This window comes from Shigella sp. FJ200513, from assembly GCF_040495915.1.
GTDB lineage: Bacteria > Pseudomonadota > Gammaproteobacteria > Enterobacterales > Enterobacteriaceae > ECMA0423.
Genome location: NZ_JBDYCV010000096.1, coordinates 1 through 13,404, shown reverse-complemented (window position 1 = coordinate 13,404; position 13,404 = coordinate 1). Strand labels below are relative to the sequence as shown.

At 52.4% G+C, this 13,404-nt stretch carries 10 protein-coding genes and 3 pseudogenes; 9 read left to right on the top strand and 4 right to left on the bottom strand.

The window, feature by feature from the left end:
* Positions 1-93: 93 nt before the first annotated feature.
* Together kdgT and sodA are read right to left on the bottom strand one after the other, a co-directional pair.
* Positions 94-1,076 (bottom strand): annotated as a pseudogene (gene kdgT / locus ABZJ92_RS17025) (2-keto-3-deoxygluconate transporter).
* Between the two features lie 259 nt (positions 1,077-1,335).
* Complete coding sequence (gene sodA / locus ABZJ92_RS17020; protein ID WP_001297064.1) at positions 1,336-1,956, bottom strand: superoxide dismutase [Mn]; 621 nt, start codon at positions 1,954-1,956, stop codon at positions 1,336-1,338.
* A gap of 284 nt (positions 1,957-2,240) precedes the next feature.
* Here sodA and rhaT point away from each other — a divergent pair.
* Positions 2,241-3,275, top strand: a pseudogene (gene rhaT / locus ABZJ92_RS17015) (L-rhamnose/proton symporter RhaT).
* On the opposite strand, the gene rhaR reads toward rhaT, so the two are convergent.
* Positions 3,272-4,120: an HTH-type transcriptional activator RhaR gene (rhaR, locus tag ABZJ92_RS17010; RefSeq protein ID WP_001309108.1), complete on the bottom strand. Its 849-nt coding sequence runs from the start codon at positions 4,118-4,120 to the stop codon at positions 3,272-3,274. The pseudogene rhaT and the gene rhaR overlap by 4 nt on opposite strands.
* Before the next feature lie 73 nt (positions 4,121-4,193).
* Positions 4,194-5,030, bottom strand: coding sequence for an HTH-type transcriptional activator RhaS (rhaS, locus tag ABZJ92_RS17005; RefSeq protein ID WP_000217105.1), 837 nt, complete (start codon positions 5,028-5,030; stop codon positions 4,194-4,196).
* Between the two features lie 287 nt (positions 5,031-5,317).
* On the opposite strand from rhaS, the gene rhaB reads away from it, so the two are divergent.
* From rhaB to ABZJ92_RS16965, 8 genes and pseudogenes are all read left to right on the top strand, one after another.
* Complete coding sequence (gene rhaB, locus ABZJ92_RS17000) at positions 5,318-6,787, top strand: rhamnulokinase (RefSeq protein WP_000144088.1); 1,470 nt, start codon at positions 5,318-5,320, stop codon at positions 6,785-6,787.
* Entirely contained in the window at positions 6,784-8,043 is a 1,260-nt protein-coding gene (gene rhaA, locus ABZJ92_RS16995) for an L-rhamnose isomerase (protein WP_000211506.1), read from the top strand. Before rhaB ends, rhaA begins: the two co-directional genes overlap by 4 nt.
* A 304-nt stretch (positions 8,044-8,347) precedes the next feature.
* Entirely contained in the window at positions 8,348-9,109 is a 762-nt protein-coding gene (gene rhaD, locus ABZJ92_RS16990; RefSeq protein WP_227804347.1) for a rhamnulose-1-phosphate aldolase, read from the top strand.
* A gap of 9 nt (positions 9,110-9,118) precedes the next feature.
* The gene (gene rhaM / locus ABZJ92_RS16985) at positions 9,119-9,433 is read left to right on the top strand and encodes an L-rhamnose mutarotase (RefSeq protein WP_000619511.1); all 315 of its coding nucleotides are present in this window, start codon (positions 9,119-9,121) and stop codon (positions 9,431-9,433) included.
* Between the two features lie 300 nt (positions 9,434-9,733).
* Positions 9,734-10,180, top strand: a complete 447-nt coding sequence (locus tag ABZJ92_RS16980) for a PTS fructose transporter subunit IIA (RefSeq protein ID WP_000729598.1) — start codon at positions 9,734-9,736, stop codon at positions 10,178-10,180.
* A gap of 10 nt (positions 10,181-10,190) precedes the next feature.
* Positions 10,191-11,642, top strand: coding sequence for a PTS fructose-like transporter subunit IIBC (locus tag ABZJ92_RS16975; RefSeq protein WP_005086168.1), 1,452 nt, complete (start codon positions 10,191-10,193; stop codon positions 11,640-11,642).
* Positions 11,632-12,702: an aminopeptidase gene (locus ABZJ92_RS16970; protein ID WP_001019472.1), complete on the top strand. Its 1,071-nt coding sequence runs from the start codon at positions 11,632-11,634 to the stop codon at positions 12,700-12,702. Before ABZJ92_RS16975 ends, ABZJ92_RS16970 begins: the two co-directional genes overlap by 11 nt.
* A pseudogene (locus ABZJ92_RS16965) lies at positions 12,702-13,331 on the top strand (HTH domain-containing protein); the annotation flags it as partial. The gene ABZJ92_RS16970 and the pseudogene ABZJ92_RS16965, both read left to right, overlap by 1 nt.
* Positions 13,332-13,404 lie beyond the last annotated feature (73 nt).

Sequence of the window (13,404 nt, the reverse complement as noted above, 5' to 3'; positions counted from 1 at the left end):
ACGGGAATATCTGCGGCAGCGGGCTTGTAATGGGTTAAGTGATAACAGATGTCTGGAAATATAGGGGCAAATCCAGGGATTAAGGAAGCAGGTTTATTTCACCGTACCTAAAATTTCGATTTTCGCTGCTCTGGCTTTGACTTTACGTGACCAGATAGAGGTAAGAATTGGCACCAGAATCGAAGTCACAATGACCGCCGTCGCTACCAGCGAAGTTGCTGCCGGAGCCATCGGTTTAAACGCAGGCACCATTTCTGCAATCAGCACAGGTGTCGCTACCGCGGCCCCTGCGGAACTGGAAGCGGCAATTCCGGCAGTGCCATCGCCACCGCCAATCAATTTATCGGCGATAATCAACGGAATACCGGTCACGATAATTACTGCCACACCCAACAGGATCCCCAGCAAACCAGTCTGGGCAATCACAGTCAAATCAATGGTATTGCCCAGCGCGAAGGCAAAGAATGGAATCAGCGTTTGCACCGCTTTGCTGAAAAATTCTCGTAATTCAGGGTCAAGATTCCCCAGGGCAAAGCCCACCAGGAACGGTAATACTGCGCCGACGAAAACATGCGGTTCAAACGAGGCAATCCCGGCAGTGCCCAGAATAATCATCGTCATGAGCGGCCCGGACTCCAACGACATCAACACAAATGCCCAGCTTCTTCTTTCGTACCGTACTGCTGCATGATGGAAGCGTAAAGTCCGCCGTTGGTCATATCCATCGCCGCCACCAGCGCCAGCGTTGAAAGTCCGGCAAAGAATCCAACTTCAACACCATGTTCCGGAATAATGCGCGAGGCAATTGCCGCAACCACCCACGCGACGGCAATTTTAGTTACCACCAGCGTACCGGATTTACGCAGTACCGTTCCCGTCGCGCTTAATTTTATTGACGCCCCCATGCAAAAAAACCACACCGCCAGAATGGGCACCGTACCGGTAATCATCCCGTTGGTGAATGATCCAAAATATTTCCCCGCCCCCGGCGAGAAGGTGTGGCACAGTGCGCCAAGGAATAGCGGGACGAGCATCATCCCCCCCGGGATTTTCTCAATCGAGCGTTTTATCTGCATTTCCATCACCTGTCGGCATATTTTTAAGGGCTGATGCGTAATTCCTCAATGGAGCATCAGTGTTGATGGAAACGAAGATAGACATTCATTTAATCAATAAAAGTGATCAAAATCACATCAATTGAAACGCTGTTTTATTTTTATAGGACCATTGTTTTTATTTTGGAATTGATCACAAAAAAACCACCGCCGTTGGCGATGGTTCATTTTTTAAGCTGATATGCGGCCTATACGCCTCATTGCAGCAGGCGGCAAATGATTATTTTTTCGCCGCAAAACGTGCCGCTGCTTCGTCCCAGTTCACCACGTTCCAGAACTCTTTGATGTAGTCCGGACGGCGGTTCTGGAATTTCAGGTAGTAAGCATGTTCCCACACATCCAGGCCCAGAATCGGGAAGCCGGAAGCGCCAGAAATAGCTTCACCCATCAGCGGAGAATCCTGGTTAGCAGTAGAAACCACCGCCAGTTTATCGCCTTTCAGCACCAGCCATGCCCAGCCGGAACCAAAGCGGGAAGCTGCCGCTTTTTCAAATTCTGCTTTGAAGTTATCAACGGAGCCGAAGTCACGTTCGATAGCCGCTTTCAGGTCACCCTGCAGGGTGGTGCCTTTTTTCAGACCTTTCCAGAACAGGCTGTGGTTAGCGTGACCGCCAGCGTTGTTGCGCAGTACGGTTTTCTTGTCTGCTGGCAGCTGGTCCAGTTTGGTGATCAGCTCTTCAACCGGCAGGTTGGCAAATTCTGGCAGGCTTTCCAGCGCCGCGTTGGCGTTGTTTACGTAGGTCTGATGGTGTTTGGTGTGGTGGATTTCCATGGTCTGCTTATCGAAGTGCGGTTCCAGGGCATCGTAAGCATACGGCAGGGATGGCAGGGTATAGCTCATATTCATCTCCAGTATTGTCGGGCGGCCGATTGTTAATGCCGCGTAAGCAGTTGGTTCATTATAGTTAATTAAATGATATTGAAAATGATTATCAATGCCGTACTTTTCGTAAGGGTATGGTTTTGCAGGAAAATGCCCGAGATGTGAAGCAAATCACCCACTTAATGCCGTGATTGCCAGTAAATCGACAACGGCGGCAACAGGCGAAAGGTTAATCGACAGCACGATTTTTACACTCATCTCGTCGGAGATGTGAAGCGACGAAAAATGATGAGGATAAGAAGATGAGTAACGCGATTACGATGGGGATATTTTGGCATTTGATCGGCGCGGCCAGTGCAGCCTGTTTTTACGCTCCGTTCAAAAAAGTAAAAAAATGGTCATGGGAAACCATGTGGTCAGTCGGTGGGATTGTTTCGTGGATTATTCTGCCGTGGGCCATCAGCGCCCTGTTACTACCGGATTTCTGGGCGTATTACAGCTCGTTTAGTCTCTCTACGCTGCTGCCTGTTTTTCTGTTCGGCGCTATGTGGGGGATCGGTAATATCAACTATGGCCTGACCATGCGTTATCTCGGCATGTCGATGGGAATTGGCATCGCCATTGGCATTACGTTGATTGTCGGTACGCTGATGACGCCAATTATCAACGGCAATTTCGATGTGCTGATTAACACCGAAGGCGGACGCATGACGTTACTCGGCGTTCTGGTGGCGCTGATTGGCGTAGGGATTGTAACTCGAGCCGGGCAGTTGAAAGAGCGCAAGATGGGCATTAAAGCCGAAGAGTTCAATCTGAAAAAAGGGCTGGTGCTGGCGGTGATGTGCGGCATTTTCTCTGCCGGGATGTCCTTTGCGATGAACGCCGCAAAACCGATGCATGAAGCCGCTGCCGCACTTGGCGTCGATCCACTGTATGTTGCTCTGCCAAGCTATGTTGTCATCATGGGCGGCGGCGCGATCATTAACCTCGGTTTCTGTTTTATTCGTCTGGCAAAAGTGAAGGATTTGTCGCTAAAAGCCGACTTCTCGCTGGCAAAACCGCTGATCATTCACAATGTGTTACTCTCGGCACTGGGCGGGTTGATGTGGTATCTGCAATTCTTTTTCTATGCCTAGGGCCACGCCCGCATTCCGGCGCAGTATGACTACATCAGTTGGATGCTGCATATGAGTTTCTATGTATTGTGCGGCGGTATCGTCGGGCTGGTGCTGAAAGAGTGGAACAATACAGGACGCCGTCCGGTAACGGTGTTGAGCCTCGGTTGTGTGGTGATTATTGTCGCCGCTAACATCGTCGGCATCGGCATGGCGAATTAATCTTTCTGCGAATTGAGATGACGCCACTGGCTGGGCGTCATCCCGGTTTCCCGGGTAAACACCACCGAAAAATAGTTACTATCTTCAAAGCCACATTCGGTCGAAATATCACTGATTAACAGGCGGCTATGCTGGAGAAGATATTGCGCATGACACACTCTGACCTGCCGCAGATATTGATTGATGGTCATTCCAGTCTGCTGGCGAAATTGCTGACGCAAAACGCGCTCACTGCACGATGCCTCATCACAAAATTTATCCAGCGCAAAGGGACTTTTCAGGCTAGCCGCCAGCCGGGTAATCAGCTTATCCAGCAACGTTTCGCTGGATGTTGGCGGCAACGAATCACTGGTGTAACGATGGCGATTCAGCAACATCACCAACTGCCCGAACAGCAACTCAGCCATTTCGTTAGCAAACGGCACATGCTGACTACTTTCATGCTCAAGCTGACCGATAACCTGCCGCGCCTGCGCCATCCCCACGCTACCTAAGCGCCAGTGTGGTTGCCCTGCGCTGGCGCTAAATCCCGGAATCGCTCCCTGCCAGTCAAGATTCAGCTTCAGCCGCTCCGGGCAATAAATAATATTCTGCAAAACCAGATCGTTAACGGAAGCGTAGGAGTGTTTATCGTCAGCATGAATATAAAAGAGATCGCCACGGGTAATGCGATAAGGACGATCGTTGAGTACATGCAGACCATTACCGCGCCAGACAATCACCAGCTCACAAAAATCATGTGTATGTTCGGCAAAGACATCTTGCGGATAACGGTCAGCCACAGCGACTGCCTGCTGGTCGCTGGCAAAAAAATCATCTTTGAGAAGTTTTAACTGATGCGCCACCGTGGCTACCTCGGCCAGAGAACGAAGTTGATTATTCGCAATATGGCGTACAAATACGTTGAGAAGATTCGCGTTATTGCAGAAAGCCATCCCGTCCCTGGCGAATATCACGCGGTGACCAGTTAAACTCTCGGCGAAAAAGCGTCGAAAAGTGGTTACTGTCGCTGAATCCACAGCGATAGGCGATGTCAGTGACGCTGGCCTCGCTGTGGCGTAGTAGATGTCGGGCTTTCATCAGTCGCAGGCGGTTCAGGTATCGCTGAGGCGTCAGTCCCGTTTGCTGCTTAAGCTGCCGATGTAGCGTACGCAGTGAAAGAGAAAATTGATCCGCCACGGCATCCCAATTCACCTCATCGGCAAAATGGTCCTCCAGCCAGGCCAGAAGCAAGTTGAGACGTGATGCGCTGTTTTCCAGGTTCTCCTGCAAACTGCTTTTACGCAGCAAGAGCAGTAATTGCATAAACAAGATCTCGCGACTGGCGGTCGAGGGTAAATCATTTTCCCCTTCCTGCTGTTCCATCTGTGCAACCAGCTGTCGCACCTGCTGCAATACGCTGTGGTTAACGCGCCAGTGAGACGGATACTGCCCATCCAGCTCTTGTGGCAGCAACTGATTCAGCCCGGCGAGAAACTGAAATCGATCCGGCGAGCGATACAGCACATTGGTCAGACACAGATTATCGGTATGTTCATACAGATGCCGATCATGATCGCGTACGAAACAGACCGTGCCACCGGTGATGGTATAGGGCTGCCCATTAAACACATGAATACCCGTGCCATGTTCGACAATCACAATTTCATGAAAATCATGATGATGTTCAGGAAAATCCGCCTGCGGGAGCCGGGGTTCTATCGCCACGGACGCGTTACAAGACGGAAAAAAATCCACACTATGTAATACGGTCATACTGGCCTCCTGATGTCGTCAACACGGCGAAATAGTAATCACGAGGTCAGGTTCTTACCTTAAATTTTCGACGGAAAACCACGTAAAAAACGTCGATTTTTCAAGATACAGCGTGAATTTTCAGGAAATGCGGTGAGCATCACATCACCACAATTCAGCAAATTGTGAACATCATCACGTTCATCTTTCCCTGGTTGCCAATGGCCCATTTTCCTGTCAGTAACGAGAAGGTCGCGAATTCAGGCGCTTTTTAGACTGGTCGTAATGAAATTCAGCAGGATCACATTATGACCTTTCGCAATTGTGTCGCCGTCGATCTCGGCGCATCCAGTGGGCGCGTGATGCTGGCGCGTTACGAGCGTGAATGCCGCAGCCTGACGCTGCGCGAAATCCATCGTTTTAACAATGGGCTGCATAGCCAAAACGGTTATGTCACCTGGGATGTGGATAGCCTGGAAAGTGCCATTCGCCTTGGATTAAACAAGGTGTGCGAGGAAGGGATTCGTATCGATAGCATTGGGATTGATACCTGGGGCGTGGACTTTGTGCTGCTCGACCAACAGGGTCAGCGTGTGGGCCTGCCCGTTGCTTATCGCGATAGCCGCACCAATGGCCTGATGCCGCAGGCACAACAGCAACTCGGCAAACGCGATATTTATCAGCGTAGCGGCATCCAGTTTCTACCCTTCAATACGCTTTATCAGTTGCGTGCGCTGACGGAGCAACAACCTGAACTTATTCCACACATTGCTCACGCTCTGCTGATGCCGGATTACTTCAGTTATCGCCTGACCGGCAAGATGAACTGGGAATATACCAATGCCACCACCACACAACTGGTCAATATCAATAGCGACGACTGGGACGAGTCGCTACTGGCGTGGAGCGGGGCCAACAAAGCCTGGTTTGGTCGCCCGACGCATCCGGGTAATGTCATTGGGCACTGGATTTGCCCGCAGGGTAATGAGATTCCGGTGGTCGCCGTTGCCAGCCATGATACCGCCAGCGCGGTTATCGCCTCGCCGTTAAACGGTTCACGCGCCGCTTATCTCTCTTCTGGCACCTGGTCATTGATGGGCTTCGAAAGCCAGACGCCATTTACCAATGACACGGCGCTGGCAGCCAACATCACCAATGAAGGCGGGGCGGAAGGTCGCTATCGGGTGCTGAAAAATATTATGGGCTTATGGCTGCTTCAGCGAGTGCTTCAGGAACGGCAAATCAACGATCTCCCGGCGCTTATCGCCGCGACACAGGCACTTCCGGCCTGCCGCTTCATCATCAATCCCAATGACGATCGCTTTATTAATCCTGACGAGATGTGCAGCGAAATTCAGGCTGCGTGTCGGGAAACGGCGCAACCGATCCCGGGAAGTGATGCTGAACTGGCGCGCTGTATTTTCGACAGTCTGGCGCTGCTGTATGCCGATGTGTTGCATGAGCTGGCGCAGCTGCGCGGTGAAGATTTCTCGCAACTGCATATTGTCGGCGGCGGCTGCCAGAACACGCTGCTCAACCAGCTATGCGCCGATGCCTGCGGTATTCGGGTGATCGCCGGGCCTGTTGAAGCCTCAACGCTCGGCAATATCGGCATCGAGTTAATGACGCTGGATGAACTCAACAATGTGGATGATTTCCGTCAGGTCGTCAGCACCACCGCGAATCTGACCACCTTTACCCCTAATCCTGACAGTGAAATTGCCCACTATGTGGCGCAGATTCACTCTACACGACAGACAAAGGAGCTTTGCGCATGACCACTCAACTGGAACAGGCCTGGGAGCTGGCGAAACAGCGTTTCGCGGCGGTGGGGATTGATGTCGAGGAGGCGCTGCGCCAACTTGATCGTTTACCCGTTTCAATGCACTGCTGGCAGGGCGATGATGTTTCCGGTTTTGAAAACCCGGAAGGTTCGCTGACCGGGGGGATTCAGGCCACAGGCAATTATCCGGGCAAAGCGCGTAATGCCAGTGAGCTACGTGCCGATCTGGAACAGGCTATGCGGCTGATTCCGGGGCCGAAACGGCTTAATTTACATGCCATCTATCTGGAATCAGATACGCCAGTCTCGCGCGACCAGATCAAACCAGAGCACTTCAAAAACTGGGTTGAATGGGCGAAAGCCAATCAGCTCGGTCTGGATTTTAACCCCTCCTGCTTTTCGCATCCGCTAAGCGCCGATGGCTTTACGCTCTCGCATCCCGACGACAGCATTCGCCAGTTCTGGATTGATCACTGCAAAGCCAGCCGTCGCGTTTCGGCCTATTTTGGCGAGCAACTCGGCACACCATCGGTGATGAACATCTGGATCCCGGATGGTATGAAAGATATCACCGTTGACCGTCTCGCCCCGCGTCAGCGTCTGCTGGCAGCACTGGATGAGGTGATCAGCGAGAAGCTAAACCCTGCGCACCATATCGACGCCGTTGAGAGCAAATTGTTTGGCATTGGCGCAGAGAGCTACACGGTTGGCTCCAATGAGTTTTACATGGGGTATGCCACCAGCCGCCAGACTGCGCTGTGCCTGGACGCCGGGCACTTCCACCCGACTGAAGTGATTTCCGACAAGATTTCCGCCGCCATGCTGTATGTACCGCAGTTGCTGCTGCACGTCAGCCGTCCGGTTCGCTGGGACAGCGATCACGTAGTGCTGCTGGATGATGAAACCCAGGCAATTGCCAGTGAGATTGTGCGTCACGATCTGTTTGACCGGGTGCATATCGGCCTTGACTTCTTCGATGCCTCTATCAACCGCATTGCCGCGTGGGTCATTGGTACACGCAATATGAAAAAAGCCCTGCTGCGTGCGTTGCTGGAACCTACCGCTGAGCTGCGCAAGCTGGAAGCGGCGGGCGATTACACTGCGCGTCTGGCACTGCTGGAAGAGCAGAAATCGTTGCCGCGGCAGGCGGTCTGGGAAATGTATTGCCAACATCACGATACGCCAGCAGGTAGCGAATGGCTGGAGAGCGTGCGGGCTTATGAGAAAGCGATTTTGAGCCAGCGTGGGTAAACACTGCCGGATGCGGCACGAGCGCCTTATCCGGCCTACGGGTCGAATGTCCATGCGGGCTGTCACCCTCACCCCGGCCCTCTCCCTGAAAGGGCGAGGGAGAAAAACATAGCCTCGTGCGGCAACGGAGCTGAACACCGCTCCGGACAGTCCCCTCGCCCCTACGGGGAGAGGGTTAGGGTGAGGGGAACAAGCCGCACCATGTCTAAACAAGGCAACCTAATTTACAGGAACACAGAACATGCAAAACATTACCCAGTCCTGGTTTGTCCAGGGAATGATCAAAGCCACCACCGATGCCTAGCTGAAAGGCTGGGACGAGCGCAACGGCGGCAACCTGACGCTGCGCCTGGATGACGCCGATATCGCGCTTTATCACGACAACTTCCACCCACAACCGCGCTATATTCCGCTCAGCCAACCCATGCCTTTACTGGCAAATACGCCGTTTATTGTCACCGGCTCCGGCAAATTCTTCCGTAACGTCCAGCTCGATCCTGCAGCTAACTTAGGCGTCGTAAAAGTCGACAGCGATGGCGCGGGCTACCATATTCTCTGGGGGTTAACCAACGAAGCCGTTCCAACTTCTGAACTTCCGGCTCACTTTCTCTCCCACTGCGAGCGCATTAAAGCCACCAACGGTAAAGATCGGGTGATCATGCACTGCCACGCCACCAACCTGATCGCCCTCACCTATGTACTGGAAAACGACACCGCGGTCTTTACTCGCCAACTGTGGGAAGGCAGCACCGAATGTCTGGTAGTATTCCCGGATGGCGTTGGCATTCTGCCGTGGATGGTGCCCGGCACGGACGAAATCGGCCAGGCGACCGCACAAGAGATGCAAAAACATTCGCTGGTGTTGTGGCCCTTCCACGGTGTGTTCGGTTCCGGACCGACGCTGGATGAAGCCTTTGGTTTAATCGACACCGCAGAAAAATCAGCACAAGTATTAGTGAAGGTTTATTCGATGGGCGGCATGAAACAGACCATCAGCCGTGAAGAGTTGATAGCGCTCGGCAAGCGCTTCGGCGTTACACCACTAGCCAGTGCGCTGGCGCTGTAAGGAGCAAACATGATCCGCAAAGCCTTTGTCATGCAGGTAAACCCCGACGCCCACGAAGAGTATCAGCGTCGGCATAATCCCATCTGGCCGGAACTGGAAGCAGTGTTGAAATCTCACGGTGTGCATAACTACGCCATTTACCTCGACAAAGCGCGTAATCTGCTGTTTGCCATGGTAGAGATTGAATCTGAAGAACGGTGGAATGCGGTAGCCAGTACTGATGTTTGCCAACGTTGGTGGAAATATATGACCGATGTTATGCCCGCTAACCCAGATAACAGCCCGGTGAGTAGCGAGCTGCAAGAAGTGTTTTACCTGCCGTAATTGCCCAATGTGCCGGAGATGCCTCCGGCACAATATTTTAAATTTCGATTTGAAAAATTAAACATATTACATCTCCCGGTAAGTTATATTTCCCTGATACATTGTGAGTAAATCACAAAAATAATGAATAACCCATTAATGATTCATGTGGTTTATTTAAATAACCATTATGTGCATTACTCCGCAAATCTGACCTTTCACTCTGTCTCAAATTGTCATTGTTTACCGACATATCGCCTCTCATCACTTAATCGCTCCACCATTACAATTGATTAAAATATATTTTATGGAGTCCGATTAATGGCAGCTCTTACTGCAAGCTGTATTGACCTGAATATTCAGGGCAATGGCGCTTATTCCGTTCTGAAGCAGTTGGCGACAATAGCGTTACAAAACGGTTTTATCACCGACTCACACCAGTTCCTGCAAACCCTGCTGCTGCGCGAAAAAATGCACTCTACTGGATTTGGTTCCGGTGTCGCAGTGCCGCACGGTAAAAGCGCCTGCGTTAAACAACCGTTCGTATTATTCGCCCGCAAAGCGCAGGCTATTGACTGGAAAGCCAGCGATGGCGAAGACGTCAATTGCTGGATCTGCCTCGGCGTGCCGCAAAGCGGCGAAGAGGATCAGGTCAAAATCATCGGCACACTGTGTCGCAAAATTATTCACCAGGAATTTATTCATCAACTGCAACAGGGCGATACCGACCAGGTGCTGGCCTTGTTAAATCAAACCCTCAGCTCATAAGGAAGTGGCGATGGAGTCATCCTTACGTATTGTCGCGATCACCAACTGCCCCGCCGGGATCGCTCACACCTACATGGTGGCGGAAGCCCTGGAACAGAAAGCCCGTTCTCTCGGCCATACCATAAAAGTGGAAACTCAAGGGTCCAGTGGCGTTGAAAACCGCTTATCCAGCGAAGAGATTGCCGCTGCCGATTACGTCATTCTTGCTACCGGGCGTGGCCTGAGCGGTGATGATCGCGCGCGGTTTGCCGGGAAGAAAGTTTATGAGATTGCCATCTCCCTGGCGTTGAAAAATATCGACCAGATTTTCAGCGAATTACCGACAAACTCGCAGCTTTTTGCCGCAGATAGCGGCGTGAAGCTTGGCAAACAGGAAGTGCAAAGCGGCAGCGTGATGAGCCACCTGATGGCGGGCGTCTCTGCGGCGCTGCCGTTTGTCATCGGCGGTGGTATCCTGGTGGCGCTTGCCAACATGCTGGTGCAGTTCGGTTTGCCGTATACCGATATGTCGAAAGGCGCGCCGTCGTTTACCTGGGTAGTTGAATCCATCGGTTACCTTGGCTTCACCTTTATGATCCCCATCATGGGCGCTTATATTGCCTCGTCGATTGCCGATAAACCGGCTTTCGCTCCGGCGTTTCTGGTTTGCTATCTGGCGAACGACAAAGCGCTGCTCGGCACCCAGTCGGGTGCGGGATTCCTCGGCGCGGTGGTGCTGGGGCTGGCGATTGGCTATTTCGTCTTCTGGTTCCGCAAAGTGCGCCTTGGCAAAGCATTACAACCGCTGCTCGGTTCAATGCTGATCCCGTTCGTTACTCTGCTGGTTTTCGGCGTGCTCACTTACTACGTTATCGGGCCGGTGATGTCCGACCTCATGGGCGGGCTGCTCCACTTCCTGAATACCATTCCTCCATCAATGAAGTTTGCGGCAGCGTTTCTGGTCGGTGCGATGCTGGCGTTCGATATGGGCGGCCCCATCAATAAAACCGCCTGGTTCTTCTGCTTCTCACTGCTGGAAAAACACATTTATGACTGGTACGCCATCGTCGGCGTTGTCGCGTTGATGCCGCCCGTTGCGGCGGGTCTTGCGACGTTCATTGCGCCCAAACTGTTTACCCGACAGGAAAAAGAGGCTGCCAGTAGTGCCATTGTGGTCGGTGCCACAGTCGCAACCGAACCGGCTATACCTTACGCTCTGGCAGCTCCGTTGCCGATGATTACCGCCAATACGCTGGCGGGCGGCATTACCGGCGTGCTGGTGATCGCTTTCGGAATCAAACGTCTGGCACCTGGTTTGGGTATCTTTGACCCGCTGATCGGCCTGATGTCGCCGGTAGGTTCGTTTTATCTGGTGCTGGCGATTGGCCTCGCGCTGAACATTTCATTCATTATCGTCCTGAAAGGATTGTGGTTACGCCGCAAAGCGAAAGCCGCGCAACAGGAGCTTGTCCATGAACATTGAGTTACTGCAACAGTTGTGCGAAGCCAGCGCCGTTAGCGGCGATGAACAGGAAGTTCGCGACATCCTGATAAACACGCTGGAACCTTGCGTTAATGAAATCACCTTTGATGGTCTGGGCAGCTTTGTTGCCCGTAAGGGAAATAAAGGTCCAAAAGTTGCCGTTGTCGGGCATATGGATGAAGTCGGCTTTATGGTCACCCACATCGACGAGAGCGGTTTTCTGCGTTTCACCACCATTGGTGGCTGGTGGAATCAGTCGATGCTCAACCATCGGGTAACCATACGCACACACAAGGGAGTGAAAATCCCTGGTGTGATTGGTTTCGTCGCGCCTCATGCGTTAACGGAAAAGCAAAGGCAACAGCCGCTGTCATTTGATGAGATGTTCATTGATATTGGCGCAAACAGTCGCGATGAGGTGGAAAAACGCGGTGTGGCGATGGGCGATTTTATTAGCCCGGAAGCCAATTTTGCCTGCTGGGGCGAAGATAAAGTGGTCGGCAAGGCGCTGGATAACCGCATCGGCTGCGCAATGATGGCTGAACTATTGCAGACGGTGAATAATCCCGAAATTACGCTGTATGGCGTCGGCAGCGTGGAAGAAGAAGTTGGGCTACGCGGGGCACAAACCTCGGCGGAACACATTAAACCGGATGTAGTGATCGTGCTGGATACCGCTGTCGCAGGCGATGTTCCGGGCATTGATAACATTAAATACCCGCTGAAACTGGGCCAGGGGCCGGGGCTGATGCTGTTTGACAAGCGCTACTTCCCCAACCAGAAACTGGTAGCAGCGTTAAAAAACTGTGCCGCACATAACGATTTACCGCTGCAATTTTCCACCATGAAAACCGGAGCGACGGATGGCGGGCGCTACAACGTGATGGGCGGCGGGCGTCCGGTTGTTGCGCTGTGCCTGCCAACCCGCTATCTGCACGCTAACAGCGGCATGATTTCAAAAGCCGATTACGATGCTCTGCTCACGTTGATACGGGGTTTTCTGACGACCTTAACCGCGGAGAAAGTCAACGCGTTTAGCCAGTTCCGTCAGGTGGATTAATGCTAAACGAACGCCAGTTAAAGATTGTCGATCTGCTGGAGCAACAGCCGCGCACGCCTGGTGAGCTGGCGCAACAGACTGGCGTTTCAGGCAGGACCATCCTGCGTGATATTGACTATCTCAACTTTACCCTTAACGGCAAAGCCCGCATTTTCGCCAGTGGCAGTGCGGGCTATCAGCTGGAAATCTTCGAGCGCCGCAGCTTTTTTCAGTTGCTGCAAAAGCACGATAACGACGATCGGCTGCTGGCGCTGTTATTACTGAATACTTTCACTCCCCGTGCGCAACTCGCCTCGGCGCTTAATTTGCCAGAAACGTGGGTAGCAGAGCGTCTGCCCCAGTTAAAACAGCGTTATGAACGCACTTGTTGCCTGGCCAGCCGCCCTGGTTTGGGCCATTTCATTGATGAGACAGAAGAGAAACTCGTTATCTTGCTGGCGAACTTGCTGCGCAAAGATCCGTTTTTAATTCCGCTGGCGGGCATAACACGAGACAACCTTCAGCATTTATCCACGGCCTGCGACAACCAACACCGCTGGCCGCTCATACAGGGTGATTATCTCTCCAGCCTGATTCTGGCGATTTACGCCCTGCGTAATCAACTGACCGATGAGTGGCCGCAATATCCGGTAATGCTGCCAACTTACTGATTTAGTGTATGATGGTGATTTTAAGGTGCTTGCGTGGCTTCCATTTCCATCA